Raw genomic sequence first — 26,984 nt, 5'->3', positions numbered from 1 at the left:
AGGAGCACCTCACATGGACCACCACCCCCGTCGCTCCACCACCGCGGCCTTCGGTACTGCCGCTCGCCGCCCGTTGTCCCGCCGCCGGCTGCTGGGGCTGAGCGGCGGCCTGGCCGCCGGCATCGGCCTCGCCCCGGTGCTGTCGGCCTGCAGCGCCGACAACGCGACCACTTCCGCCGCGGTGTCCGCTGGTGGCGGCACGCTGACGATGGGCATCAACGCCACGCCCGACACTCTCGACCCGGGTGCGACCGGTCTGGCGCTCACCCTGCTGATCTCGTTCGCCCTGTTCGACCCGCTTGTCTACTGGCTGCCCGACGGCAAGGGCGGCAGCGCCTTCCATCCCGGCCTGGCCGAGTCCTGGACGATCTCGCCGGACGCCTCGATCTACACCTTCAAGTTGCGCAAGGGCGTGACGTTCCACGACGGCACCCCGTTCAACGCCGCCGCGGTCAAGGCGACGTATGACCACGTCGTCGACCCGCGGACGAAGTCCAAGAGTGGGCTGGGAGCGCTCGGCCCGTACCGCGAGACGAAGGTCATCGACGACTACACCGCGCAGATCGTGTTCAGCGCGCCGAACGCGTCGTTCCTGCACCAGCAGGCGGCCGGCAACTTCGGGATCTCGTCGCCGGCCGCGCTGACCAAGTACGGGCCGACCGGCTTCGGCAACAACCCGGTCGGAACCGGTCCGTTCACCTTCGACAGCTACCAGACCGGCAGTCAGCTCACGCTGCTGAAGAACCCGAAGTACACCTGGGGCCCGAAGGCGCTCGGCGACGGCCCGGCCAAGCTGGACAAGCTGATCTTCCGGATCGTCACCGACGACAGCGGCCGGTACAACGCGCTGCAGAGCGGTCAGCTGCAGATCGCGATGAACCTGCCGCCGAACAACATCTCCGCCGCGCAGAAGTCCGGCAAGTACCAGCAGCTGCTGGTGCCCTCGATCGGTACGCCGCTCGGCATGCCGATCAACGTGGCCAAGCCGCCGACCGACGACCCACTGGTCCGGCAGGCGATCCTGGCCGCGGTCGACCAGGACGCGATGGTCAAGAGCGTCCTGTACGACGTCTACAAACCGGCCCACAACGTGCTGACCCCGATCACCCCCGGCTACAGCGATGCGGCGAGCAAGATCCACACCTACGACCCGGACAAGGCCGCGGCGCTGCTCGACCGCGCCGGCTGGTCGGTCGGCGACGGCGGCACCCGGACCAAGAACGGGCAGAAGCTCGACCTGAACATCATCCTCTTCAGCGGGGGAGGCCTCGAGCTGCCGACCCAGTTCGTCGTCTCGGAGCTGCAGAAGGTCGGCTTCAACGCGACTACGTCCGTGCAACCGTTCGCCACCGCGCAGGCGAGCTTCAACTCCGGCGTCCACAACCTCGGCTCGTTCGGCTACTACGGCGCCGACCCGTACCTGCTCAACATCTGGGTCAACTCCGCCGCGATCGAGTCCGGCTTCAACTGGTCCCACTACAACAACCCGGCGGTCGACAAGATGATCGCGACGGCCAACGCCACCGCCGCCGACGCGACCCGTGACCGGCTGTACCAGCAGGTCGGCACCAAGCTGATGCAGGACGCGATGTTCCTGCCGCTGTGGGACGTCGCCGGCGCCTTCACGCTGTCGCCGAAGGTGAAGAACCTGCACCAGACCCTCAACGGCTACCTGGCGTTCCACAGCGCCACCGTCGGCTGATGACGCTGTTCGTCCTGCGCCGGCTCGGCGCCGCGGTGCCGGTGGTGCTGGGCATCACCGCGATCGCGTTCATCTTGGTGCACGTCGTACCGGGCGATCCCGCCAAGGTGATCCTGTACGGCGCGAACGCCTCACCCGAGCAGATCGCGACCCTGCGTCAGCAGCTCGGCCTCGACCTCCCGCTCTGGCGCCAGTACGCCGACTTCGCCGGCCAGCTGCTGCACGGCAACCTCGGGACGTCGTTCCTGACCCAGAACTCGGTCGCTTTCGAGCTGCTCTCCCGGGCACCGAGCACGCTGGTCCTGACGGCGGCGTCGATGCTGGTGGCGATCCTGATCGGGGTCCCGCTCGGCCTGGTCGCGGGCATGCGGCCCGGCTCGGTGCTCGACACGCTGGCTCGCTGGATCTCCTTCGCCGGTGTCGCGGTGCCGTACTTCTTCCTGGCCCTGCTGCTCGTCCTGGTGTTCAGCGTGAAGCTCCAGTGGTTCTCCGCGATCGACGACGGTACGGCGCGAAGCCTCGTGCTGCCGGCCGTGTCGCTGGGCTGGGGCTACGCCGCGATCCTGACCCGGCTGGTCCGCGGCCGGGTGATCGAGGAGCTGCGCAGCGACTACGTGAAGGCGGCCCGGGCTCGCGGCAGCGGCGATGTACGGGTGTTGCTGCGGCAGGTGCTGCGCAACTCGGCGGTGCCGGCGGTGACCACCATCGGTCTGCAGTTCGGCAACATCCTGACCGGGGCCGCGATCACCGAGGTGATCTTCGGCCGCGCAGGGCTCGGCAGCTTCCTCGCCACCTCGATCACCGGCAAGAACATCCCGGTTGTGCAGGGCGCGGTCGTGGTGATCGGCCTCGCGTACGTGCTGATCAATCTCGGGGTCGACCTGCTCGTCGGCGCCATCGACCCCCGCACCCGGCAGGAGGCCCGCGGATGACCACCGATCCGTTGACCCTCGGCGTGGCCGCCCGGCGCACGCCCAAGCCGGCCGGCATCAAGGGGCTGAAGGCAACAATCGGCCGGACGGCGCTGGCCGTCGCGGTCCTCCTGCTGGTCGTGCTCCTGGTCGCGCCGGGCCTGCTGGCCCACGTCAGCCCGATCGCCACCAGCGACGCCAACCTGCAGGGCCCCAGTGGCAGTCACCTCTTCGGTACCGACCTGCTCGGCCGCGACGTGTTCAGCCGCACCGTGTACGGCGCCCGGCCGGTGCTCCTGGCCAGCCTGCTCGGCGTACTGGTCGCCACGGCGGCCGGTGTCGCCATCGGCGTCCTGGGTGGAGTGGCTCCGCGCCTGGTCAACGCGCTGGTGATGCGGCTGGTCGACGTGTTCCTCGCCCTGCCGGTGCTGCTGATCGCGCTGATCCTGATCGCGACCGCCGGCTCCGGAGTACGCAGCATCGTGCTCGCGATCGGCATCGCCTTCACGCCCGGCTTCGCCCGCGTGGTGGAGTCCTCGGTCCGCCGGTTGCGCAGGGCGGAGTACGTCGAAGCCGCGCGGGTCTTCGGCTCGACGACCCTGCGCACGTCCTGGCGGCACCTGATCCCCAACCTGCTCACCGAGGTCGTCGTCCTGGGCAGCAGCGCGATCGGCTGGGGAGTGCTGACGGCGACGACGCTGAGCTTCCTCGGACTGGGCGTCCGGTTGCCGGCACCCGACTGGGGCAGCGATCTCGCCGCGGGCGCGACGAACCTCGCCGACGCCTGGTGGCTGTCCACCTTTCCCGGCTTGGCGATCATGGCCACGATCCTGCTGGCCAACTTCGCCGGCGACCACCTGATGCGGGTGCTCGACCCGCGCGAGGGCGTCCGATTCGGCCGCCTCTTCCGGCTGGCCGCCGCCCGGCGGTCCGCCACCGGCGACGGAGGGGACGACGCATGAGCCTGCTCGAAGTCACCGGCCTACGCACCGAGATCGACACCCGGCAGGGCCGGATCCGCCCGGTCGACGGAGTAAGTTTCTCCGTCGAGGCGGGGCAGACCCTCGGCCTGGTCGGCGAGTCGGGCTGCGGCAAGACGCTGACCGGCCTGTCGATCCTGCGCCTGCTGCCGCCCGGCGGCGCGATCACCGGTGGATCGGTCCGCCTGGACGGCGAGGAGCTGACCGGTCTGGACGAACCCGCCATGCGCCGGTTGCGCGGCAGCCGGATGGCGATGATCTTCCAGGACCCGATGACCTCGCTGAACCCGGTGCGCACGATCGGCAGCCAGTTGCGCGAGGCGTACCGGATCCATGTCGGCGGGAGCCGGACGGCCGCCACCGCTCGCGCCACCGACGTACTCGGGCTGGTCGGCATGCCGCGCCCGCGGGAGCGGCTGCACGACTACCCGCACCAACTGTCCGGTGGCATGCGCCAGCGGGTGATGATCGCGCTCGGCCTGATGTGCGAGCCGAAACTGCTGATCGCCGACGAACCGACGACCGCGCTGGACGTCTCGATCCAGGCCCAGATCCTGACCCTGATCGACGACCTGAAGTCGCAGCTGTCGATGGGCGTGCTGCTGGTCACCCACGACATGGGCGTCATCGCCGAGTACGCCGACCGGGTCGCGGTGATGTACGGCGGCCGGATGGTCGAGCAGGCCGGTGTCCAGGAACTGTTCGAGGCGCCCAGGCACCGCTACACGAAGGCGCTGCTCGCGGCGATGCCGACTCTGGAGCTGGACCGGGGCGCCGAACTGGCCACGATTCCCGGCGCCCCGCCCAAGCTCCTGGACCTCGCGCCGCAGTGCAGGTTCGCGCCGCGCTGCGCGTTCGCCCAGGACGACTGCCGCCGTACCGACCCGGCGCTGGTGACGGTCGGACCGGGCGACGATCACCTGCACGCGTGTTTCCATCCGGCCACCGAGCCGGCGGTGCGGTCCGAGCCGTTGGTACGGCGTACGGGAGCCGGAGACGAGCCGCGGGAAAGCGAGACGCTGGTTCAGCTGGTCGACGTGCACAAACGCTTCGGGCTCAAGGCGCAGCGGCCGTTCGGGCCGCGCCGGGCGGTGCACGCGGTGTCCGGAGTGACGCTGTCGATCGCCGCCGGTGAGACGCTCGGCATCGTGGGGGAGTCGGGCTGCGGCAAGACCACGATCGGGCGGATGCTGGTCGGGCTGGAGCGCCCGAGCAGCGGCTGGGTCACCTTCGACGGCCGTGACCTGGCCGCCCAGAGCCCGGCGGTACGGCGCCGTCGCCGGCGGGACCTGCAGATGATGTTCCAGGACTCCGCGGCCGCCCTGGACCCGCGGATGACGGTGGCCGCGCTGATCGAGGAACCGCTGGTCGCCCAGGGCGTCGGCACGCGGCGCGAACGGCGCGACACCGTCCGCGAACTGCTGGACGCGGTCGGCCTGCCGCCCGAAGCCGCGCAGCGCTACCCGCACGAGTTCTCCGGTGGACAGCGGCAACGGATCGCGATGGCCCGCGCGCTGGCCCTGCGCCCGAAGGTGATCGTGGCCGACGAACCGGTCTCCGCGCTCGACGTCTCGGTCCAGGCGCAGATGCTGAACCTGATGCGCTCGCTGCAGGACCGGTACGGCCAGACGTACGTAGTGATCTCGCACGACCTGTCGCTGCTGAAGTACCTGGCCGACCGGATCGGCGTGATGTACTTGGGCCGGCTGGTCGAGCTCGGAGCGAGCGAGCAGGTGTACGGCGCACCCCGGCACCCGTACACCGCCGGCCTGATCAAGGCGATCCCGCTGCCGCCGGCCGCGCGGACCGGTGACGGACCGGAGAAGTCGGTCGGGCTCGGGGGCGAGCTGCCGTCCGCGATCGATCCGCCCAGCGGTTGCCATTTCCGGACCCGTTGCCCGTTGGCCACCGAGCGCTGTGCAGTGGAGGCACCGGCTCTGACCGCCGGTGAAGGACTGCACGCGGTGGCCTGCCACCACCCCCTGACCACCGAACTCCTGACCCCGGCGAGGTAACGGATGACCATCCAGGACACCACCCACCACAGGCTCGATCCCGCCCCCGGTACGACGGTCGACGTGTTCACCGCCGAACGCGACCCCGTGCTCACCGTCGATCCGGGCGACACGCTCGTCGTACGGTCCCTCGACGCGTCCGGCTACCTCGAGCCGCAGACGACGCCGGGGGAGAAGCAGCCGACCATGTTCACGCAGTCGCGCGGGCACTGCCTGACCGGCCCGATCGCGGTCCGGGGCGCCGAGCCCGGCGATCTGCTGGCAGTGCGGCTCGTCTCGCTGACGCCCGATCCGTGGGGATGGACCGTCGCCGGTGCGCTCAAGTCGCCGATCACCGAACGGCTCGGCATCACCGGGCAGCCGCCGGCGTGGCTGCTGTGGGACCTCGACGCCGAGGCCGGGACGGGCACCTGCAACGGCGGGTTCACCCGGGCGCTGGCGCCGTTCCTCGGCGTGATCGGCGTCGCGCCGCAGGCGACCGGCGAGTACTCGACCATCCCGCCGCGCGCGGTCGGCGGCGGGAACATCGACTGCAGGGAGCTGGTCGCCGGATCGACGCTCTACCTGCCGGTCGCCGTCGCCGAGGCGATGCTCAGCCTCGGCGACGGGCACGCGGCCCAGGGCGACGGCGAGGTCGGCGGGACCGCGATCGAGTGCCCGATGACGACCACGCTGACGGTCGACCTGGTCCGCGAGGAACCGCCGCTGCGCTCGATCCATGCGGTCACCCCGGTGGGACGGATCACGTTCGGCTTCGACCCCGACCTCGACGTCGCGATGGGCGACGCGCTGGACGCGATGGTGTGCTGGCTGGAGGTGATCCTCGACGTGGACAAGAGCACCGCGCTGGCCCTGGCCAGCACCGCTGTCGACCTGAGGATCACCCAGGTCGCGAACCAGACCTGGGGTGTGCACGCCGTACTGCCGACCGGAGTCCTGGCGTGACGGGATGGCCGGTGGACACCGGCGTGTTCGCGCTCGGGGACCTGCCGGTGGAACGCGGCGGCGTGATCCGCGACGCCCGGCTGTCCTGGCGTACGTACGGCACGCCGGCGCCCGCCCGGGACAACGTGATCGTCTACCCGTGCAGCTACGGCGCGACGCACGAGTCGCAGGAGTGGCTGATCGGACCGGACGGCGTACTCGATCCGGAGCGCTGGTTCGTGGTCGTCCCGGACATGTTCGGCAACGGGTTGTCGTCGAGCCCGTCCACCGACCCGGAGTACCCGGCGCTGGTGACGATGGCCGACAACGTGCGGGCGCAGTACCGGTTGCTCACCGAGGAGTTCGGGATCGCCGGGCTGCAGGCGGCGTACGGGTTCTCGATGGGCGCGGGGCAGGCCTATCACTGGGCGGCGCTGTACCCGGACTTCGTCGAACGGGCAGTCGTGGTGTGCGGCAGTGCCCGGACCTCTCTGCACAACCAGGTGTTCCTGTCCGGGCTGCTGCGCATCCTGGAGGCCGCGCCGCAGCACCTCGGCGGCGGACGGTTCAGCGCCGAGCCGGTCGCGGCGAAGAAGGCCTTCGCGCACGTGTACGCCGGCTGGGGGCTCAGTCAGGACTTCTACCGCGCCCGGCTGTTCGAGTCGCTCGGGTTCACCGATCTGGAGACATTCCTGCAGGCCGACTGGGTCGACAAGTTCGCGGAGGGACGCGCGGCCGATCAGTACGCCCAGGCCCTCACCTGGCTCGCGGCCGACATCAGCACGCCGTACGGCGGTGACCTGGACGCCGCGCTGGCGGCGATCACGGCCCGCGTCCTTCTGGTGCCCTCGGCAACCGATCTGTACTTCCGGACGGCCGACAACCAGCTGGAGCTGGCCGCCCTGCGCAAGGCGGAACTGGCCGAGATCCCGAGTGTGTGGGGACACCGGGCCGGCTCACCCCGCGACATCCCCGAAGACCTTGCCTTCCTGCGCCGGCACGTGCGCAGCTGGCTCGCCGACTGAAAGGCCCACCGCATGAGCATCACCGACTCGTCGCCCTACCGCATCCTGCCGTCCACGCTGGACGGGCGGATCCCGTTCGCCGACGGGGAGACCTGGTTCCGCGTCACCGGCGACCTGTCCAGCGGCGTCACTCCGCTGGTCGTGGCGCACGGCGGGCCCGGCGCCACCCACCAGTACCTGCTGTCGTTGACCGCCTTCGCCGATCCGGACGGGCCCGCGCGCCCGGTGGTCCACTACGACCAGCTCGGCTGCGGGAACTCCACGCACCTGCCGGACGCCGATCCGTCGTACTGGACGGTCGGGTTGTTCCTGGCCGAGCTGGAGAACCTGGTGACGCTGCTAGGGATCGCCGATGGCTACCACCTGCTCGGCCAGTCCTGGGGAGGCATGCTCGCCGCGGAGCACGCCGTACGGCGTCCTGCCGGGCTGAAGCGGCTCGTCATCGCGAACTCGCCGGCCTCGATGCCGTTGTGGCTGGAAGCAGCCGCTTCGTTGCGAGCCGAGCTGCCACCGGTGACTGACCAGACGCTGCGCGCGCACGAGCAGGCCGGGACGACCGACTCCCCCGAGTACGAGGCCGCGATGACGACGTTCTACGACCGGCACGTCTGCCGGGTGGTGCCCAACCCGCCGGAGGTGCGGGCGGCGTTCGCGGCGCTGGCGGACGACCCGACCGTCTACCACACGATGAACGGACCGAGTGAGTTCCACGTCGTCGGCAGTCTGCGCGACTGGAGCGTCGTGGACCGCTTGCCGAACATCGACGTCCCAACTCTGGTCGTCTCCGGCGCGTACGACGAGGCTGCGCCGTTCGCGGTGATGCCGTACGCGCAGCTGATCCCGGACGTGCACTGGGAGGTCTTCGAGTACTCCAGCCACATGCCCCACGTCGAGGAGCACAGCCGGTACGTCTCGGTGGTCGAAGCCTTCCTGCGCGGCAGCGACTGACCTCGGAGGCGTCAGCTCAGGGCGGCGCGCAGGACCGCGTGGGCGCCCTGGACGATCTCGTCGCGGTTGGCTTCGTAGGTCGGGTCGGTGATCGCCGTCGTGTTGGCGACGTCGAACTTGAGCACCGGTACGTGCAGATGGCCGGCCGGCATCGACGGGTCGCGCAGGTCGCGCTGGAGGGTGTTGCGGTAGGCGACCTCGTTGCTGAGGTATCCGCCGCCGGCGCCCTCGGAGGCGATCGAGCCCGGCGTTGGCCCGTCAGGGCGGCGTACCGGAAGGGTCTCGCCGGCGGGGATCTCGAGGACCGACGTGTTCACCCGCGTGCGGAACTGGGTCGGCACGGTCGCGCCGGCCATCCGGGCGAGCGGCAGGCTCGACGTGAGCCACTCCGGTCCGGCCGGCATGCTCGGTGAGACGACCGGCGCGTTGATCGTGCCGCCACCCCAGAGGTTGTTGTTGTCGCCGATCGAGCTGACCGAGCGGCGACGCCCGTTGAACGCCTCCAGGTCGAAGATCCCGACCCGGCCCTGGCTCATCGTCACCACGAGATCCGCGTGCTGCGGGCCGCCGCGGTAGTGCGGGGCGAGCGCGTTCTCGACCATGTTCTCGTCGAAGTCGGTGTAGCGGACGGGGAAGACGACGGTCTGGATCTCGTACGTCTTGCCGTTCACCTTCCAGCGCTGACCGTCCAGGGTCAGCGCGTTGGCGCCGGACGGGTTGCCGATCCGGATGTCGGCGTCGAGCGTGAACGGGTCGAACCCGGTGACCAGGATCTTCTGGACGCCGGGGGAGAACCGCGTGCTGGTGATCCCGCGCGACGAGTACTCGAGGCTGCGGATCAGCTCCGCGCGTTCGGCCGAGCCGAGACTGAAGTGGTCCGGCTGCCACTGGCGGAGCGCGAGCGCCATCGAGATGCGGGCCCAGTAGAGGCCGCGGTCGTCAGTGGACGGCAGGGCGGGAGCAGCCTGCGGGTGCTGGGCGCGATGGGTCGCGGTGCGCCACAGCACCTCACCCTGCACCCGCACGAGAGCGCTCGCCGCGGCACGGTTCGGCGCTGCACACAGCAGCTTGCTGAACAACGCCACCTGGCGGTCGAAACCGGACCTGGCCAGGATCTCGGCCGGTACCGACGGACCACCGGCGATGCCGCGGCCGAGGCGCTGCTCCTCGACGGTGCCGGCCGTACCGGAGTCGAAGCAGGTCGGCTTGAAGGTCTGGTCGGCCACCGGGGCCGCGGTGGCGACCGGAGTGGCGGTCAAGGCGGTGGTCAGGGCCAGCGCGCCGAGCAGGACGAGGCGGGGAAGAGAGCTTGGGCGGAGTCTCATACGTGATGTCTATCAGATTCCGGGAGCCGGGCCGAGAGATCCGAACAGGTTTGGCTATGGCAGACAGTATGCAACGCACTACCGTCTGAGGTGGCGTCGCCCAACGCCGTGTGTCCTGTGAGGAGCATTCCGTGACCCGACCTGCCCCGACCCGCCGCAGATTCCTGGCCGCAGCCGGCCTGACAGCAGCCGGTACGACGCTTGGCGCCGCCGCCTTGACCGCCTGCGCCGCCACCGACCAAGGCGCCAAGAGCAACTCGACCCAGACCCCGGCCGCCGCGGCGCCCGCCGGAGGTGGTGGACCGGCCGTCGAGCCACCGGTCACGACCGGCGCGCAGGCCTTGCAACGGCTGGCGGAAGGCAATGCCCGGTTCGTCTCCGACCAGGCCGGACACGCCGACGAAGGCACCGAACGCCGGGTCGCCGTGAGCCAGGCCCAGCACCCGTTCGCGACGGTTCTCGGTTGCGTCGACTCCCGCGTCCCGATCGAGCTGGTCTTCGACCGTGGTCTGGGCGATCTCGTCGTCGTGCGCAGCGCCGGCGAGGTACTCGATCGCTCGGTCACCGGCAGCCTGGAGTTCGGGGTGGCCGAGCTCGGTACACCGCTCCTGCTGGTGCTCGGCCATCAACGCTGTGGTGCCGTCGACGCCACCATCAAGGCTCTCGACGCCAAGCACCCTGAGGCCGACGGTGACATCGACTACCTGGTCGAAGCACTCCGGCCGGCCGTCCAGCAGGTCGCCGGTCGTTCCGGCGACCGCCTCACCAATGCCATCCACGCCAACGTGGACCTCGTGCTCGCCCAACTCCGCAAGTCCACCGTGATCGGCCCACTGGAGAAGTCGGGCAAGCTCGAGCTCGCCGGTGCCTACTACGAACTCGACACCGGCAAGGTGGTCATCAGCTGATCTGGGTGAGCAGGCCGGTGTCGACGTCGTACATGAACCCGCCGACCAGGATGTCGTCGCCGATCAGCGGGTGCTCACGGACCGCGGCGACGTCATGGCGCAGCGCCTCGAGCTGATCCGGGATGACGTTGAGCGGCAGGTAGCCGGCCGGTTTGCCGGCTGCCCGCTCGACCTTGGCGCGCATCTCGTCCTCGGTCATCGAGGCCATCGCGCAGCGGGTGTGCGGGACGATCATGATCCGCTTCACGCCGAGCAGCTGGACGCCGAGGACCAGGCCGGTCAGGGTCAGCTCGGTGACCCGGGCGCCGGCGCTGCGCAGCACCTTCGCGTCGCCCGGCTTGAGGCCGAGCAGCTCCAGCGGCGGGATCCGGGAGTCCATACAGGTGACGAAACCGATGCCCGCGTGGGCGATCCCGTCGAATCCGCTGTACTGGAAGTTCTTGCTGTACTCCGCGTTGGCGGCGAGCAGGTCGTCGAAGTTGCCGGGGGTGGCGCTCATCGGGTGGCTCCGGGGGTGACGCTGGCGGCGTGCAGGATCGACATGGCGATGGGTTCCTTTCCGCAGGACTCCGGGCGGGGTGGATCGGCGGGCTCGCTGATCACCTCGACGGTCCACCGCCGGCCGTCGCGGTGCCTGACCGTCACGGTCCGCAGGTCATCCGCCACGACGTCGAGGGCGTCGAGTCCGGCCTCGCCGATGAGGTCGCGGACGGTGATCTCGGCGAGCTGGCCGCGCTGGGTCCAGGTGGACCGGCCGCGCAGCTTCTCGAGGATTGTCTCACCGCGGTCGGCCGCGGCGAGAATGGATCCGGCCGTCTCCTCGTCGAGCTGGCCGTACATGATCCCTGCGGGCAGCAGAGTAGCGGTCGGCGCGAACCGGTGCCCGCCCAGGTGGTTGGCCTCCCACACCCGCCCGGGCGCCTGGGCGGCCAGCGCCTTGACGATCGGCCGGCCGAGCAGGGCGCAGCACTCGTCGCGCTTGCCGTTGGTACAGACCAGCAGGATCGGTTCGTTGACCGGGGCAAGCTCCGGCAGCGAGCGCATCGCCGCGTCCCGGTCGCCACTGCTGACGGCCCGCAGATCCAGCGTGGTCAGCATCTTCGGATCGTCGACGCGGCCGCCGAGCAGCCAGGTCCGTCCCGGCACCGTGCTGGCGACGTACACCTGGTGTGCGCGCGGTCCCGCGTCGGCGTGCCGGCCGGGGGAGCGGATCAGCCCGAAGCGCAGCCCCGCCTGCTTCGCGTCGGCATCGATCCTGGCGCCGAACCCGGGATCGAGATGGCTCTGCGTCGGCGCCTTCTTGCCCCACGGGCCCGGTTGCTCGACGACGACCCAGCCGGTGGCGACCACCGCCGTACCGGGCATCGGTTCCCCCAGGTCACGGCAGAAGGTCGAGCACAGACCCGGCCTGCCGCTGTTTGTTGCGCTCACAGGCATCACGGTACGCGAGCGGAGAACTGGTCCCCATGATCATCGTCACCTGTGGGCCGCGCCGCGCCGCCCGAGCAGCAGAACAGCCAGTACCGCGGCCGCGAACGCGCAGACCGCGGCTCCGGCGAAGATCGTGTGAACTTGTGAAATCGCCGCGTCCTGCAGCGCGTCGATGAACGGGCGGCAGGTGGTCGGGGCCTTGCCGGGGCAGAAGTCGTTCGGGGACGGGAGATCGTCGACGATCGTGTAGTAGCGGCGCAGCCCGAGGGCGGTCAGGGCGGAGACCCCGATCAGCATGCCGATCATCCGGGCGACCACGACCAGGGCGCTGACGAGGCCGTGGCTGTCCGGGCGGGTGGCGCCGAGGATCGCGGTGTTGACCGGCGACAGCGCGAGTCCGAAGCCGAAGCCGCAGACGAGCAGCGCGATGGTGGCCGGTGCGTGCTCGAGCGCGTCGTTGTCCCAGAAGGCCATCAGGACGAACATGGCACCGGCCAGGCCGAGTCCTGCGCCGGTGATGAGGCCGAGTCCGAAGCGGCGGGTCAGCCAGCCGCCGACCACTGCGCCGATGGGCAATGCGATCAGGAAGCGCAACAAGATGAGCGCGGCCGCGAGCTGGCCGCCGCTCTGGGTAGTGCGGGCGAAGACGGGGACGTCGACCAGTGCCGCGATCAGGGCTGCTCCGACGAGGAAGCTGACCACCAGGGATCCCCAGGCCGGCTTGGCACCGAGCAGACCCGGCGGAACGATCGCTAGCGGGCTGCGGCGCTGCCACAGGGCGAAGAGGCCAGCGAAGACGGCTGCCGCGACCAGTAGCCACGGTCCGGCGGGTGCCATGACCTCGCGCTCGGGATCAGCGGTCGCGAATGCCAGTACTACGCCCGCCAACGCGCAGGCGAGCAGGAGCGCGCCCAGCAGATCCACACGCTTCACCAGATCCCCGAGGCTCGCACGCGCTTTGAAGAGGATCAGAGCGAGCCAGAGGACCAGCAGTACGAGTGAGACGACACCGATGGGTGTGAGCAGCCGGGAGTCACCAGTGAACGGTACGAACGGAAGGCCCAAGGTGATGCCGGTGGCTAGTCGCTCTGGTGCCGTGAGGGTGAGCCCGAGCGCTATGCAGGCCAGCAACCCGACTGCAGCCGACAGTGGTGGTCGCTGGAGTCCACGGAGCAGCAGGGCAAGGATGACGGCGACTGTGAGGTTGAGCCAGAAGATGTAGCGCCAGTCGGCGATAGCGAGCACAGCGGCACCCAGTAACGGGCCCAGGACCGAGCCGAGCTCCTGGACCGCTCCGACGATGCCTAGCGGGAGTCCTCGCTTCTCCGCAGGCCAGAGATCAGCAACCAGGGCAAGGGTCGCCGGTACGAGACCACCGCCGCCGACCCCTTGCAGGAACCGCCCGACGACCACCAACGACAGGTCGTAGGCACTGGCCGTGATGAGCGAGCCCACCGCGAAGAGGATCAGCGCGCCGACCAGTACCGGCGTACGGCCGACCACATCCGCGATCCGGCCGATCAGGGGGAGTACTGCGATGTAGCCGAGCAGGAAGCCCGACAGGATCGGGGCGGCCCGCTGCAGTTCGTCCGCAGACAGGCCGACCCCGGACATCATGTCGGGCAACGCCAGGACGACGACATAGGTGTCCGCCGCCGCGAAGGCGACCGCGACCGACGCGAGAGTCAGCCGTGCCCGGGGGCTGGAGGTCACGGCTTGGTGATCTCTACCTGCTCGCCGTACTTGTCGAAGGTGACGTCGTAGCTGCTGGTGGCGCCGTCGTAGTACGGGCCGGTGATCGTCGCGGACACCAGTTGCTTGGTGTCCTTGTCGATCTTGAAGGTGCTCGGGAAGTCCTGGTCGCCCGGCGCCTTCGGGAAGATGCCCTGCAGCGTCTTGCCTTCGACCGAGCCGGTGACCTCGGTCAGCACCTTCGCGCCGTCGCGGGTCTCGCCCTTGACCTTGGCGTCCTTCAGCGTCGGCAGCACCGACGTCAGGCCCTTGGCCGGGTCGAGCAGGATGGCCGGGTCGGGCGCGCCCAGACCGGCCAGCTGGGACGGTGGCAGCTCGGTGTACTTCGGCAGGAACGGCAGCTTGGCGTAGACCTTGCTGCCGACCGCGACCACCTCCGCGTCGATCGGCGAGCCGGCGGTACGTACCGTCAGCTTGCCCTTGAACGCCGGCGCGTGGGTGGCGACGCCGTCACCGCTGGCGAGCACCTGGCCGGTGCTCGGCAGGTCCCGCCCGGTGATCACGATGTGCACGCTCGCGGCCTCGTCGATCGTCTTCTTGACGTCGGTCAGCAGTGAGACCGCGTCGTCCCCGGTCTTGGCCGCGGCATCGTCCTTCTTGTCGGTGCAGCCGGCCAGCGACGCCGACAAGACGAGGGCCGCGCCGAACGCGACGAGTTTCTTCATGGGCTCAGCCTGCCAGGTCTGCGGCAACCGCCGCGATCGGCTGAGCCACCGGTACGCCGGAACCGTCGCGGCGGGGGTCCAGCGGGGGAAGGTCGACCGGCGCGCCGCTGTTGGCGCTGGCCTTGACCGGGGCCGCTCCGGCGAAGGCGAGCAGCAGCCCGTCCTCACCCTTGAGCAGCCGGTGGCACCGGACACCGCCGGTCGCGCGGCCCTTGCCCGGGTACTCGCTGAAGGGCGTCACCTTGACCTGGCCGACCTCGGTGCCCGGGAGCGCCGACGACGAGCCGGAGATGGTGACCAGGACCGACTCCTTGGCCGGGTCGACGGCGCCGAAGTAGACGACCTTCTGGCCGGCCGCCAGCCGGATGCCGGCCATACCGCCTGCGGTCCGGCCCTGCGGACGTACCGCGGAGGCGCTGTAGTGCAGCAGTTGCGCGTCGCTGGAGACGAAGACGAGCTCTTCCTCACCTGTGGTCAGCTCGACCGCGCCGACGACCTCGTCGCCGTCGTTGAGCCGGATGATCTCCCACGAGTCGCGGTTGCTGAGATGGTCCGGGGTGACCCGCTTGACGACGCCGGTTGCCGTACCGAGCGCGACGCCGATCGAGTCCGGGTCCATCGTGGTGAGCGCCAGCGCCTTCTCTCCGGCCTCCAGCGAGATGAACTCGGCGACCGGCGCCCCGCCCTGCAGATTCGGCGCGGAAGCAGTCGTCGGGATACCGGGCAGGTCGAGCGATTCCAGCCGGATCAGCCGTCCGGCGCTGGTGATCAGCCCGTACTGGCCGCGGGCCGTGCTCTTGATCGCGGAGATGATCGCGTCGTGCTTGGCGCGGCCATCGCCGGTACCGAAGGGCTCGACGCCGTTCGTCCGGGCAAGCAGCCCGGTGGAGCTGAGGAGCACCCAGCACGGGTCGTCGGTGACCTCGAGCGGCACAGCGGCGGTCTTGGTCGCGCCGGACGACTCCAGCAGGACCGTACGCCGCGGGGTGCCGTAGGTCTTGGCGACGTCGGCGAGCTCCTCGGAGACGGTCTTCTTGAGCAGCGTCTCGTCGTCCAGGATCGCCGACAGCTTCTCGATCTCGCGCTCGAGCTCGCCCTTCTCGGTCTCCAGCTCGAGCTTGGAGAACTTGGTCAGCCGGCGCAGCGGCATGTCCAGGATGTAGTTGGTCTGCACCTCGGACAGGTCGTAGATGTCCATCAAGCGAGTCCGGGCCGCGGCCGCGTCGTCGCTGGTCCGGATGATCTGGATGACCTCGTCGATGTCCAGGATCGCGACCAGCAGGCCGTCCACGATGTGCAGCCGGTCCTGCGCCTTCTTGCGGCGGAACTCGGTGCGCCGGCGCGTCACGTCGTACCGGTGGCCGAGGTAGACCTCGAGCAGTTCCTTCAGGCCGAGGGTGCGCGGCTGGCCGTCGACCAGGCAGACGGCGTTGATGGAGAACGAGTCCTCCAGCGGCGTCATCTTGTAGAGCTGCTCGAGCAGCGCCTCGGGCACGAAGCCGTTCTTGACCTCGATCACCAGCTGGGTGCCGTGCGCCCGGTCGGTCAGGTCCTTGACGTCGGCGATGCCCTGCAGCTTCTTGGCCTGGACCAGCGTCTTGATCTTCTCGATGATCTTCTCCGGGCCGACCGTGTAGGGCAGCTCGGTGACCACGATGCCCTTGCGCCGCGGGGTGACGTTCTCGATCCGGGCGGTGGCGCGCATCTTGAAGCTGCCCCGACCGGTCAGGTAGGCGTCCTTGATGCCTTCCAGGCCGACGATCTTGCCACCGGTCGGCAGGTCCGGGCCGGGGATGAAGCGCATCAGGTCGTCGACGTCGGCGCCGGGCGTCTTGATCAGGTGCCGCAGCGCCTGGATCACCTCGACCAGGTTGTGCGGGGCCATGTTGGTGGCCATTCCGACCGCGATCCCGGCGGCGCCGTTGACCAGCAGGTTCGGGAAGGCGGCCGGGAGTACGGACGGCTCTTCCTCGCGGCCGTCGTAGTTCGGCTTGTAGTCGACGACGTTCTCGTCCAGGCCGTTCGTCATCGCCATCGCGGACGGCGCCATCCGGCACTCCGTGTACCGCATCGCGGCCGGGCCGTCGTCGAGCGAGCCGAAGTTTCCGTGGCCGTCGATCAGCGGCAGCCGCATCGACCACGGCTGCGCGGTCCGGACCAGCGCGTCGTAGATCGCGCCGTCGCCGTGCGGGTGGTATTTACCCATCACCTCGCCGACGACGCGGGCGCTCTTGACGTGACCGCGGTCGGGCCGGATGTTGTTCTCGGCCATCGAGAACAGGATCCGGCGCTGGACCGGCTTCAGTCCGTCGCGGGCGTCCGGCAGGGCCCGGGAGTAGATCACCGAGTAGGCGTACTCCAGGAAGCTGCTGCGCATCTCGTCGGAGACGTCGACATCGAGGATGTGCTCCTCGAAGTCCTCGGGTTCGGCGGTGCTGCTGGTACGGCGTGCCATGCGGGTCTGCGTGCTCCTCAATGACAGCAGCTCACGACCGAGCTGCTTGGCGGCTGGGGCCCATTGTCACTGTCCCGGGCACCTGAACCCAGCACCGACCCGGGTGTCCGCCGGATTTGACCGCCCAGAGTACGCGGTACCGGGCCTACTCGACCGCACCGGATGGACGGGATCGGCGCAGGATTACTGCTGTGGGGATTAGCGCCGCACCGACCGCCAGTGCGAGGCAGACTGTGCCGATTGAGAGCAGGGTGCCCCACGGGATGGTTACCGGTACGTCGGTGAGGCCTACTGACATCGCATGGCGGATCAGTAGGCCGACCGTCACCGTGATCGCCGCGCCGAGGGTCAGGGCGACGGCGCCGACCAGCGTCGACTCCCAGAGGACCATGCGGCGGATCTGGGCCGGTGTGGCGCCCAGTAGGCGGGAGGTGACGAACTCGTGGCGGCGTTGGAGGCTGCCCATCAGGAGCGTGTTGGCGATCGCGATGGCGCTGTAGAGCGCGGCTGGGCCGAGTAGAAGGATCAGGCCGAGCTGGTTGCCTTTGCGCAGGCCCTCGCTCTCCGCCCGCTCCCAGTCAGCAGCCGGTACTACGGCCGCGCCCGTCCCCGCCAACCGTTCCTGGAGCGTCTTGGTCAGCGCGGCGGCGTCGGCACCGTCGCTGGGTTGGACGAACCAGCGGGCCGGCGTGGCCGTCGGCGCGTGCTCCCGAGCGAACTCGAGCGACACGAACATCAGCGGATTGACCTCGGTGGCGGGCTTCAGGATCGCCACGACCTCGAGCTGGTCCGTACTCCGGTCCGTGAAGGTGACGTCGATCTTGTCGCCGACCCGGTACTTGTGACCGTCCGACTCATTGCTCAGGGCAACCGCTTTGCTCGTCAGCTTGGTCAGGTCCCCGGCGATGGGGACGATCGCCCGGGTCTTGGTGGCGACGGCCGGGTCGATCGCCTCGGCCTCCTCGAGCTCGGCGCTGTCGCCGTCGGTGCGGATCAGCCGGACCGGGATCGCACCGTCGGCGTACCCGACTCCCGGCGTACCGACGATACGGCCACCCAGCGACGCGGCGTCCTCCGATGCCTCGCCCGGCGATGCGGCGGGCTCGGGTGCGGTGACCACGATCGGCGTACGGACCGCGTCGCGGATCGTTGCGGTGGAGGCGTCGGCGGCGAAGCTGAGGGTGAGCACCATCGAGCCGGCGACCGCCGAGATGGCCAGGATCGGGGCCGCGAGCGACGCGCTCCGGCGGGGTGCGGCGACCACGTTGCTGCGGGCCAGCAGCCCGGACACCTGCGTCCAGGCGATCAACGGCAGCGACAGCAATCGGGCGATCAACGGGACGACGAGCGGTGCGAGCAAGCTCAGCGCGACGACCAGCAGCATGGGCGTGAACATGGCCAGGGGGACGACGGCGTCGCCGGTGCCCGGGCGGATCAGGGCGAGGAGCACGATGGACCCGGCCAGGACCAGCACGCCGAAGCTCACCCGGACCGGGCCGATGCGTGGCGGTTCGAGAGCAGCCTCACGCAGCGCATCCACGGCACCGACCCGGCCCGCGCGACGAGCGGCCGACCGCGCGCCGAGCATCGCGACGACCAGCCCAGCCGCGACGGCGATCGCCAGCGGCACCCAGGGACTGGCCGGTTCGAGCTTCACCGGCGCCAACTCCGTGTACGACGCCTTGGCCAGCACCAGGGGAGTGAACAGCTGGGCCAGTAGCGCGCCTGTGATCGACGCGGCGAGCGCGACGACCAAGGCCTCGCCCAGGACCATCCGCTTGACCTGCCTCGGGGTGGCACCGATCAGCCGGATCAGACCGACCTCGCGGCGCCGGGACGCGACGGCGAAGGCGAACGTGCTCGCGATGACGAAGATGGTGATGAAGCCGCAGATCACCCCGACCATGCTCAGCACCACCTGCAGCCCGGCCGCGTCCTCGCCCGAGATGAGCACCTTCGCAGTGGTCGGCGGGTCGGCGTTGGGCAGGTTGACGGTGATGGATTCCATCCCCGCGCCGTGGTAGGCGATGGTGGCGGCGGTTGCGGTGGCGGCCAGCCCGAGGAGGAAGACCCCGACGGCCAGCGCGACGAAGGAACCGGCGTACAGGGACAGATGGCGGCGGACGGTCTGCCGGCTGAGGAAGAACATCAGCGCTCCAGCTCGCTCATGGCCGCGGCGATCTGGGCCGGCGTGCCGTGGTCGATCGATCCGGCCACCAGGCCGTCGGACAGGAACAGGACGCGCTCGGCGTACGCCGCGGCGACCGGGTCGTGGGTGACCATGACGACGGTCTGGCCGGCGCGATCGGTTGCCTCACGCAACAATCCCAGGATCTGCCGGCTGGTACTGCTGTCCAGCGCGCCAGTCGGCTCGTCGGCGAAGAAGACGGCCGGCTGGGTGATCAAGGCGCGCGCGATCGCCACCCGCTGCTGCTGCCCGCCGGAGAGCTCGGCCGGGCGACGCCGGGCCATGCCGTCGAGGCCGACCTGGTCGAGTACCCGATGGACTTCGTCGCGGCGCGGCTTGCGGCCGGTCAGCCGCAACGGCAGCGCGATGTTGTCGTGGACCGTCAGCGACGGCAGCAGGTTGTAGGCCTGGAACACGAAGCCCATCTGCTCCCTGCGCAGCTTGGTGAGCGCGACCTCGTTGAGCCCGCGCAGGCTGTTCCCGCCGAGCATCACGTTGCCGGAGGTCGGCTGGTCGAGCCCGGCCGCGCACTGCAGCAGGGTCGACTTGCCGGAGCCGGACGGCCCCATGACAGCGGTGAACGAGCCCCGGACGAAGTGGTACGTGACGCCCCGCAGCGCCTCGACCGAACCGGCCTTGGAGCGGTACGTCTTGGTGATCCCGTCCAGGAGCAGGGCAGGCGGTTCACTCGGTACGACGGAAGGGCGCATCGGCGCGGTGCTGGTCATGGTTCCAGCAAACGTGCTCCGCGGCCGTTGCACCCTGGCCTGCGCGGGACACCTGGAGTAGCGCGCACGCTACCGCCCTGAGGCCCGTACCGGACCTAGTGTTGAGCGAGTGGAGAAACCGGACACGGCGTGGGCCGCCCTGGCATCGAGGCGGTTCCTCGTCTCGTCGTGGCCCTGGCGCAGCTATGCCTACCTGCTCAGTTCGGTTCCGGTCGGCGCGCTGACCATCGTGCTGCTGTTCGCAGCGGTCGGTCTCAGCCTGGTGCTCAGCCCGCTGATCATCGGCATCTGGATGCTGATGGCCTTCCCGCTTGCCGGGATGGTGATCGGCAGCGTCGAGCGGTGGCGGGCGCGGCTGATGATCCCGGCCGGCGTGCGGTCGCCGCACGCGACGATCCCGCCCGGCTACCGGCTGCGGGCCAGGCTGACCTTCCGGCGCCGGGAGCGCGCCTCCTTGCGGGCGCTCGGCTACGGGCTCTTGCTGGGCGTGTTCGTCTGGCCGTTGAGCGCGTTGTTCGCGGGAATCAGCGCCACCGCGCTCGGCCTGACCGTGGCAGCGCCGTGGATCGCCGCGCACGAGCAGATGGGGATGGGGCCGTGGACCCTGGACACCGCCCGCGAGGGATGGGCCTTCCTGGTCCTGTTCGGGCCGCCCTTCTACGTCGTCAGCTCTTACATCCTCGGTGCGCTCGCCGGGGCCGAGGCGGAGTTGGCGAAGGCCTTGCTCGGGCCGCGTGAGGACGAGTTGCGGCGCAACGTCGCCGAGCTGCGCCGGTCGCGGCTCGATCTGGTCGACGCGTTCGAGACCGAGCGGGCGCGGATCGAGCGGCACCTGCACGACGGCGTACAGCAGCGCCTGGTGGGGCTGACGATGACGCTGGGGCTCGCCGAACTTGACCTGCCCCAGGGACAGGGGCGCACGCTGGTGGTCAAGGCACATGCCGAGGCCGAGGCGGCGTTGGCGGATCTGCGCGAGGCGGTGCGCGGGATCCACCCTCGGGTCCTGGTCGACCACGGATTGGAGGCCGCGGTACGAGAGGTTGCTGACCGTAGCCCGCTGCCGGTGAGCGTGCGGATGGCCTTGCCGGACAGACTCCCGACACCGATCGAGGCGGCCGCGTACTTCGTCGTGAGCGAAGCCCTCGGCAACGTCGCGAAGCATGCCCAGGCGAGCCGGTGTGAGGTCGAGGGCTGGGTCGCCGGGGACCGGCTGGTCGTCACGATCACCGACGACGGGATCGGTGGCGCGAGCTTCGAGGACAAGCAGGGGACCGGATTGACCGGGCTGGTGACCAGGCTGGACGCGCTGGGAGGCACACTCGACCTGTCCAGCCCACCCGGTGGGCCTACCCGACTGAGGATGGAGTGCCCGTGCCGGCTCGACGACTGAGCATCGTCCTGGCTGAAGACTCATTGCTGTTGCGCGAAGGGCTGGCCAGCATCCTGGACCGGGCCGGCCACGAGGTCCGCGACACCGTCGGCGACGCGGACACGCTGCTGGCCGTCGTCCGCAAGGAGCCGCCGGAAGTCGTCATCACGGATGTGCGGATGCCACCCGGTCACAGCGACGAGGGGCTGCGGGCCGCCGCGGCGATCCGGGCCGAGTTGCCGCAGATCGGGATCTTGGTGCTCTCGCAGTACGTCGCGGACGCGTACCTCTCATCGTTGCTGGAGACAACTACCGGCGGGATCGGGTACCTGCTGAAGGACCGGGTCGGGCACGTCACCGAGTTCCTGGCCTCGCTCGACCGGGTCGCCGAAGGCGGGACTGTCGTCGATCCCGAGGTGGTGCGCCAGTTGCTCGCACGCCGGCGGGACGACGGGCCGTTGGCCGCACTGACGCCGCGCGAACTCGAAGTACTGGCCCTGATGGCCGAGGGCCGGGTCAACTCGTCGATCGCGGAGCAGTTGGTGGTGAGCGAGGCAGCGGTCCGCAAACACGTCGGCAACATCTTCGCCAAGCTCCGGCTGGAGGACGGACGGGATCGGCGGGTGTCCGCAGTACTGACTTATCTGCGGAGCTGACTTGTCCGTCGGGGGAGAATTGGCCCGTGACCTGGGCTGACGAGAGTGACATCCGCAAGGTGCTGGCCGACTGCGAGACGTGGGCGGTGGTCGGACTGTCGAACAACACCCAGCGGGCGGCGTACGGAGTGGCGAGGTTCCTGCAGCGGCAGGGCAAGCGGATCGTGCCGGTGCACCCGTCAGCGGAGACCGTGCACGGCGAGCAGGGGTATGCCTCGCTGACCGACATCCCGTTCCCGGTGGACTGCGTGGATGTCTTCGTACGCTCCGAACTGGCCGGCGCGGTGGCGGACCAGGCGGTGGGAATCAACGCCCGCGCGGTCTGGTTCCAGCTGGATGTGGTGGATCCGGACGCCTACACCCGGACGACGGCCGCGGGTCTGACGATGGTGATGAACCGCTGCCCGGCGATCGAGTGGGGACGCCTGGGTCCGTCCTGACCCGTTCCGGCGAGACCTGAAGGGCCCCACATGTTCACGATCGACAACTCCAGCGCGATCGGCGCGCGGATCGAGCGTCAGCTTAACGACGAGCTGATCGTCTGGCTGACCACCGTCGGCAAGTCCGGTACGCCGCAGCCCAACCCCGTCTGGTTCAGCTGGACCGGCTCCGAACTCCTGTTCTTCAGCCAGCCCGGCCAGGCGAAGCTGCTCAACATCGCCGGGCATTCCCGGGTGGCTGTCAACTTCAACGCCACCCACACCGGCGGTGACGTCGGCGTGCTCAACGGCGACGCCGTACTCGACGGCAAGCCGGCCACGGACGAGGAGCTCGCGGCGTACAACGCGAAGTACGCGGATGGTATGGCCGGCCTGAACCTGACCGCGACCGACTTCCACCGCGACTACTCGGTGCTGATCCGCATCCGCCCGGACAACCTCCGCGGCTTCTGAATTGTCCCCGGGGTGGGTTGTAGGCCCACCCCGGGGCGGCGGTCAGTTGAGGTAGCCCTCGACGATGTCGCCCGAGCGGGCCTGGGCGTCCTCGGGGTTCTCGCCGAACTCACGCTTGGCGCGACGCTGGCGAAGCAGGTCCCAGCACTGGTCCAGCTCCACCTCGAGCTTGCGCAGGCGATCCTTCTCGTCAGCGTCATTGATCTCACCGGCCGCATGCTTACTCCGAAGCTCGTGCTCCTCAGCAACAAGCTCATCGATGCGGCTGAATAGGCTCTTGTCGTCGGTCATGTGGAAACGGTACGCCCATCCGGCAGCGATGCCCGGGCCAGGAGCTCGGTTGTGGTCAGGATGGCTATCGAGCCGGCGGCGAGCAGTCCGATCAGTACTACGAGTTGCAACGCCGCGGCGGCTGTCGGTGACGCGCCGCCGAGGACCATGCCGACGAAGGCGCCGGGGAGGGTGACGAGGCCGACCGTGCGGGTCTGGTCGAGGGAGGGGAGCAGGGCGTCGCCGGCGACGGGGCCGGCGACGAGTTTGAAGGCGTCGGGTTGCATCAGGCCGATCGACAGGCCGGCCTCGAACTCGCCGTACCGGCCGCCGTACTCCGCCAGCAGGCGCCGGCCGGCCAGCGTGGTGGCGTTCATGGCGCCGCCGACGATGATGCCGCCCATGGGCAGGATGCTGCCGGGGTTGCGGGGGACTACGCCGGGCAGAACGAGCAGTAGGAGGACCAGGGTTGCGCCTCCGGCGATCGCGGCAGCGCAGTACAGGTACTGACCTGGTACTACCGCCACGTGGCGGATGCGGCGCGCACTGGTGATCGTGGCGACGACCATCATCACCAGGATGAAGGCGAGCGTCCCCCAGATCGACTGCAGGGCGACGCCGACCAGTGCGCCGACAACTGCCAGCTGGACCAGGGCACGAAGGGCAGCGGTGATGATGCCCTTCTCGTGCCGCAATGAGGCGAGCCTCGACGCCAGGACGGCGATGGCGACCAGTAGTGGGAGGACCACCACTGCGGCGATACCGAGGCCCGTGTCGTGCGACATTGGGCTATTGCAGCATGCTCACCGCATGCTTTCGGGTTAGGCGTCCCGGAAGTCCGCCTCGTCGTAGGCATGCTCAGTTTTGTTGCCGCTGTCCACCTTGGCGGCTTCGTCCGCGCGCAGTTCGACCCGGCGGATCTTGCCCGAGATCGTCTTCGGCAGCTCCGCGAACTCGATCCGCCGGATCCGCTTGTACGGTGCCAGGTGCTCGCGGCAGAACTCGAGGATCTCCTTGGCCAGCTCCCGTGACGGCTCGCGGCCGGCCGCCAGCACGACGTACGCCTTCGGCACCGACAGCCGGACCGGGTCTGGAGACGGTACGACGGCGGCCTCGGCCACGGCCGGGTGCTCGATCAGTACGGACTCCAGCTCGAACGGCGAGATCCGGTAGTCGCTGGCCTTGAACACGTCGTCGGAGCGGCCGACATAGGTGATGTAGCCGTCCTCGTCCCGGCTCGCGACGTCGCCGGTGTGGTAGAAGCCACCGCGCATCGCCTCCGCCGTCATCTCCTCGGCGTCGCGGTAGCCACGCATCAACGGGACCGGCGGGGGAGCGAGCTCGATACAGATCTCACCGTCGTCGCCGACCTCGTCGGTCGCCGGATCGACCAGGGCGATCTTGTACCCCGGGAGCGGCCGGCCCATCGACCCGAGCTTGACCGGCTGGCCGGGTGGGTTGCCGACCTGCGCGGTCGTCTCGGTCTGCCCGTAGCCGTCGCGGATGGTGATGCCCCAGGCGTTGCGGACCTGCTCGATCACCTCCGGGTTGAGCGGCTCGCCGGCCGAGATGCACTCACGGATCTTGACGTCCACTGCCGACAGATCGGCCTGGATCAGCATCCGCCAGACGGTCGGCGGGGCGCAGAAGGTCGTCACACCGTAGGTCTGCAGGACCTGCAGCATCTTCTCGGCGTCGAAGCGGGTGTAGTTGTAGAGGAAGACGGTCGCGCCGGCGTTCCAGGGCGCGAAGACGTTGCTCCAGGAGTGTTTTGCCCAGCCGGGGGAAGAGACGTTGAGGTGCACGTCGCCGGGTTGGAGGCCGATCCAGTACATCGTGGACAGATGGCCGACCGGGTAGCTGGCCTGGGTGTGCTCGACGAGCTTCGGCTGACTCGTCGTACCGGAGGTGAAGTAGAGCAGGAGCGAGTCGTCGGCCTTGGTGTCCGGCGCCGGCACCGGTCCGTCGTAGCTGTTCGAGTCCTCGTAGTCGAGCCAGTTGTCCACAGCTCCGCCGACACTGACCCGGATGCAGTGATCGGCGATATCTTTGTACCTGGGTGTGTCTTGGGCGGTCGTGACCACAGCCCGTACCGCGCCCCGCGTGATCCGGTCGGCCAGATCGGCGTCGGTGAGCAGCGTCGTCGCGGGGATCATCACCGCACCGGCCCGGATGCAGCCGAGCATCACCTCCCAGAGCGGGACGATGTTGCCGAGCACGATCAGCACCCGGTCGCCTGGCCGCAGCCCGGCCTCGGTGAGCCACCCGGCCACCTGACGCGAACGCTCGGCCATCTCCGCGTACGTCAGCGAGTTGACCTCGCCGTCCTCCTCGACGATGGTCAGCGCGGCCACCTCGCCCTGCTCGACGGCGAGAGCGTCGAACCAGTCCCGCGCCCAGTTGAAACGGTCGAAGTCGGGCCATCCGAAGTCGCGGTAGGCGGTCTCGTAGTCCTCGCGATGGGCGACCAGGAAGTCGCGCGCCTCACGGAACGTGCGGGTGTTGTCCGAGGTGCTCTGTTCCTCGCTCATGGTCCGCACTATTGCCGAGCGCACCGAGATCGGCAACGCGACATCCTGGTTTGCGAAACACTGCATGCTGTGACTAAAGTCGAACGCATGTTCGATCCAGCCTCTTTCCCGTGGTGGTGCTGGCCGTCAGCCGAGGCTGACGGCCAGGACTGCCGCGGTGAGGGCGAGGGGGGTGAGGATCAGGCCGCGCCAGAGGAAGGACCACCACGAGATGTGGACTCCGGCGGCACGGCAGCGGTCGCGCCACAGGAGGGTGGCCAGCGAGCCCCAGAGGGTGAGCAGGCAGCCGCAGTTGACCCCGATCAGCAGCAGCATCATCCGGGTGCCGTCCGCCGAGGCCACCGGCTCCATCGCCAGGTACGCCGGAAGGTTGTCGACCGCGTTCGCGCCGAGCGCTGCCGTGCCGGTCAGTCGCAGGTGTGCGGCCAGGCCTTGCCCGGTGCCTGCGATGTTGCTGAGCAGGCCTTCGAGGCCGTGGGCCGTCAGGGCGCCGACGACGAGAAACAGTCCGGCCACCGTGATGACGAGGCGCCACGGCACCAGAGCCCAGGTGAGCTGCGTGCGACGGCGGACGGCGAAGAGCACGACGAGAATGAGCGCGCCGACGCTGGCCGGCCAAGCGACGTCGATACCGGTGACGAAGGCGGGTCCGAGCGCCAGGCAGACCGCTGCCGAGCCCCAGAAGAGCACCTTGTCGTCCAGCGCGGGCGTCGGCGGCACCTTGTACGACCGGCGCAGATCCTTGTGGAAGAGCGCGGCCAGGACGGCGACCGTGACCAGGATCGCCGCGATCGCCGGTCGCCAGCTGAGCCCGACGTAGTCGCGCAGGCCGAGACCGAGCCGGTCGAACTGGTGCAGCGCGAGCAGATTGGTGAGATTGGACACCGGCAGCAGCATCGACGCGGTGCCGGCCAGCCAGACGGTGGTGAACGCGAACAGCTTCGGCGGGATCTCGAGCTGGCGCGCCATCGCGAGCACGACTGGGGTGAGCAGCACGGCACAGGTGTCCAGCGACAGCACGATCGTCAGCGCGGTCGCGAGCGCGACGACAAGCAACCAGAGCCGCCACATCCGGCCACGGGCCAGGTGAGCCGCCTCACGGGCGGCCACGTCGAAGACCTTGGCCGCGTCGGCGAGCCCGGCGATCACCGTGACGGCCACCAGGAAGACGAGTACCGGGGCGATCCGCTCGATCACGTCGAGCGCGTCCGACGGGCCGAGCAGACCGGTGACAAGCGCGACGATTCCCCCCAGCGCACTCAACCACCACATGGAATTGCCGTCCTCCGAAGTCCGGTGAGTGAGTAC

Annotated in this window: 24 protein-coding genes; 12 read left to right on the top strand and 12 right to left on the bottom strand. The window is 69.6% G+C overall.

What is annotated here, in order from left to right; translation table 11 throughout:
- Window positions 1-13 precede the first annotated feature (13 nt).
- The 7 genes from ACIA12_RS07030 to ACIA12_RS07000 are packed head-to-tail and all read left to right on the top strand — an operon-like array spanning window position 14 to window position 8,505.
- Window positions 14-1,702, top strand: coding sequence for an ABC transporter substrate-binding protein (locus tag ACIA12_RS07030; RefSeq protein WP_396365929.1), 1,689 nt, complete (start codon window positions 14-16; stop codon window positions 1,700-1,702).
- Window positions 1,702-2,634 (top strand): ABC transporter permease, encoded by a 933-nt coding sequence (locus tag ACIA12_RS07025; RefSeq protein ID WP_396365927.1) that lies wholly within the window; start codon window positions 1,702-1,704, stop codon window positions 2,632-2,634. The genes ACIA12_RS07030 and ACIA12_RS07025 overlap by 1 nt, the downstream gene beginning before the upstream one ends.
- Window positions 2,631-3,575, top strand: coding sequence for an ABC transporter permease (locus ACIA12_RS07020; protein ID WP_396365926.1), 945 nt, complete (start codon window positions 2,631-2,633; stop codon window positions 3,573-3,575). The genes ACIA12_RS07025 and ACIA12_RS07020 overlap by 4 nt, the downstream gene beginning before the upstream one ends.
- The gene (locus ACIA12_RS07015; RefSeq protein ID WP_396365924.1) at window positions 3,572-5,608 is read left to right on the top strand and encodes a dipeptide ABC transporter ATP-binding protein; all 2,037 of its coding nucleotides are present in this window, start codon (window positions 3,572-3,574) and stop codon (window positions 5,606-5,608) included. The genes ACIA12_RS07020 and ACIA12_RS07015 overlap by 4 nt, the downstream gene beginning before the upstream one ends.
- Before the next feature lie 3 nt (window positions 5,609-5,611).
- Window positions 5,612-6,553: an acetamidase/formamidase family protein gene (locus ACIA12_RS07010; protein WP_396365922.1), complete on the top strand. Its 942-nt coding sequence runs from the start codon at window positions 5,612-5,614 to the stop codon at window positions 6,551-6,553.
- Window positions 6,550-7,557: an alpha/beta fold hydrolase gene (locus ACIA12_RS07005; protein WP_396365921.1), complete on the top strand. Its 1,008-nt coding sequence runs from the start codon at window positions 6,550-6,552 to the stop codon at window positions 7,555-7,557. Before ACIA12_RS07010 ends, ACIA12_RS07005 begins: the two co-directional genes overlap by 4 nt.
- 12 nt (window positions 7,558-7,569) lie before the next feature.
- On the top strand, window positions 7,570-8,505 hold the full coding sequence (locus ACIA12_RS07000) for a proline iminopeptidase-family hydrolase (RefSeq protein ID WP_396365919.1): 936 nt from the start codon (window positions 7,570-7,572) through the stop codon (window positions 8,503-8,505).
- Between the two features lie 11 nt (window positions 8,506-8,516).
- On the opposite strand, the gene ACIA12_RS06995 is transcribed toward ACIA12_RS07000, so the two are convergent.
- Window positions 8,517-9,830, bottom strand: a complete 1,314-nt coding sequence (locus tag ACIA12_RS06995; protein ID WP_396365918.1) for a hypothetical protein — start codon at window positions 9,828-9,830, stop codon at window positions 8,517-8,519.
- A gap of 131 nt (window positions 9,831-9,961) precedes the next feature.
- Here ACIA12_RS06995 and ACIA12_RS06990 point away from each other — a divergent pair, with 131 nt between their 5' ends.
- Entirely contained in the window at window positions 9,962-10,738 is a 777-nt protein-coding gene (locus tag ACIA12_RS06990; RefSeq protein ID WP_396365917.1) for a carbonic anhydrase, read from the top strand.
- Here the strand turns inward: ACIA12_RS06990 and ACIA12_RS06985 are convergent.
- The 7 genes from ACIA12_RS06985 to ACIA12_RS06955 form a co-directional block, all read right to left on the bottom strand.
- Window positions 10,731-11,237 (bottom strand): beta-class carbonic anhydrase, encoded by a 507-nt coding sequence (locus ACIA12_RS06985; protein ID WP_396365915.1) that lies wholly within the window; start codon window positions 11,235-11,237, stop codon window positions 10,731-10,733. The genes ACIA12_RS06990 and ACIA12_RS06985 overlap by 8 nt on opposite strands.
- Window positions 11,234-12,175 (bottom strand): sucrase ferredoxin, encoded by a 942-nt coding sequence (locus ACIA12_RS06980; RefSeq protein WP_396365913.1) that lies wholly within the window; start codon window positions 12,173-12,175, stop codon window positions 11,234-11,236. The genes ACIA12_RS06985 and ACIA12_RS06980 overlap by 4 nt, the downstream gene beginning before the upstream one ends.
- Window positions 12,176-12,214: 39 nt before the next feature.
- Window positions 12,215-13,882 carry an MFS transporter gene (locus ACIA12_RS06975; RefSeq protein ID WP_396365911.1) on the bottom strand — a complete coding sequence of 556 codons (1,668 nt, stop codon included), beginning with the start codon at window positions 13,880-13,882 and terminating at the stop codon, window positions 12,215-12,217.
- Window positions 13,879-14,586, bottom strand: coding sequence for an LppX_LprAFG lipoprotein (locus ACIA12_RS06970; protein WP_396365909.1), 708 nt, complete (start codon window positions 14,584-14,586; stop codon window positions 13,879-13,881). The genes ACIA12_RS06975 and ACIA12_RS06970 overlap by 4 nt, the downstream gene beginning before the upstream one ends.
- A gap of 4 nt (window positions 14,587-14,590) precedes the next feature.
- The gene (locus tag ACIA12_RS06965; protein WP_396365907.1) at window positions 14,591-17,041 is read right to left on the bottom strand and encodes a DNA topoisomerase (ATP-hydrolyzing) subunit A; all 2,451 of its coding nucleotides are present in this window, start codon (window positions 17,039-17,041) and stop codon (window positions 14,591-14,593) included.
- A 145-nt stretch (window positions 17,042-17,186) separates the two neighbouring features.
- Complete coding sequence (locus ACIA12_RS06960) at window positions 17,187-19,190, bottom strand: FtsX-like permease family protein (RefSeq protein ID WP_396365905.1); 2,004 nt, start codon at window positions 19,188-19,190, stop codon at window positions 17,187-17,189.
- Window positions 19,190-19,957 carry an ABC transporter ATP-binding protein gene (locus ACIA12_RS06955; RefSeq protein WP_396365903.1) on the bottom strand — a complete coding sequence of 256 codons (768 nt, stop codon included), beginning with the start codon at window positions 19,955-19,957 and terminating at the stop codon, window positions 19,190-19,192. Before ACIA12_RS06955 ends, ACIA12_RS06960 begins: the two co-directional genes overlap by 1 nt.
- 109 nt (window positions 19,958-20,066) lie before the next feature.
- On the opposite strand from ACIA12_RS06955, the gene ACIA12_RS06950 reads away from it, so the two are divergent.
- The 4 genes from ACIA12_RS06950 to ACIA12_RS06935 are packed head-to-tail and all read left to right on the top strand — an operon-like array spanning window position 20,067 to window position 22,875.
- Window positions 20,067-21,347 carry a sensor histidine kinase gene (locus ACIA12_RS06950; RefSeq protein WP_396365902.1) on the top strand — a complete coding sequence of 427 codons (1,281 nt, stop codon included), beginning with the start codon at window positions 20,067-20,069 and terminating at the stop codon, window positions 21,345-21,347.
- The gene (locus tag ACIA12_RS06945; RefSeq protein WP_396365900.1) at window positions 21,329-21,982 is read left to right on the top strand and encodes a LuxR C-terminal-related transcriptional regulator; all 654 of its coding nucleotides are present in this window, start codon (window positions 21,329-21,331) and stop codon (window positions 21,980-21,982) included. Before ACIA12_RS06950 ends, ACIA12_RS06945 begins: the two co-directional genes overlap by 19 nt.
- Window positions 21,983-22,008: 26 nt before the next feature.
- Window positions 22,009-22,422, top strand: coding sequence for a CoA-binding protein (locus ACIA12_RS06940; RefSeq protein ID WP_396365898.1), 414 nt, complete (start codon window positions 22,009-22,011; stop codon window positions 22,420-22,422).
- A 30-nt stretch (window positions 22,423-22,452) separates the two neighbouring features.
- Entirely contained in the window at window positions 22,453-22,875 is a 423-nt protein-coding gene (locus ACIA12_RS06935) for a TIGR03667 family PPOX class F420-dependent oxidoreductase (RefSeq protein ID WP_396365896.1), read from the top strand.
- Window positions 22,876-22,917: 42 nt separating this feature from the next.
- Here ACIA12_RS06935 and ACIA12_RS06930 read toward each other — a convergent pair whose 3' ends face one another.
- The 4 genes from ACIA12_RS06930 to ACIA12_RS06915 form a co-directional block, all read right to left on the bottom strand.
- Window positions 22,918-23,166, bottom strand: a complete 249-nt coding sequence (locus tag ACIA12_RS06930; protein WP_396365895.1) for a DUF2630 family protein — start codon at window positions 23,164-23,166, stop codon at window positions 22,918-22,920.
- Window positions 23,163-23,930 carry an ABC transporter permease gene (locus tag ACIA12_RS06925; RefSeq protein ID WP_396365893.1) on the bottom strand — a complete coding sequence of 256 codons (768 nt, stop codon included), beginning with the start codon at window positions 23,928-23,930 and terminating at the stop codon, window positions 23,163-23,165. Before ACIA12_RS06925 ends, ACIA12_RS06930 begins: the two co-directional genes overlap by 4 nt.
- 36 nt (window positions 23,931-23,966) lie before the next feature.
- On the bottom strand, window positions 23,967-25,676 hold the full coding sequence (locus ACIA12_RS06920) for an AMP-binding protein (RefSeq protein WP_396365892.1): 1,710 nt from the start codon (window positions 25,674-25,676) through the stop codon (window positions 23,967-23,969).
- Window positions 25,677-25,802: 126 nt separating this feature from the next.
- The gene (locus ACIA12_RS06915; protein ID WP_396365891.1) at window positions 25,803-26,948 is read right to left on the bottom strand and encodes an SLC13 family permease; all 1,146 of its coding nucleotides are present in this window, start codon (window positions 26,946-26,948) and stop codon (window positions 25,803-25,805) included.
- Between the last annotated feature and the right edge of the window lie 36 nt (window positions 26,949-26,984).

This window comes from Kribbella sp. NPDC051620, assembly GCF_044453825.1.
In the GTDB taxonomy this organism is placed as follows: domain Bacteria; phylum Actinomycetota; class Actinomycetes; order Propionibacteriales; family Kribbellaceae; genus Kribbella.
The sequence above is the reverse complement of the archived record's forward strand: the minus strand, read 5'-3'. Positions and strand labels throughout refer to the sequence as shown.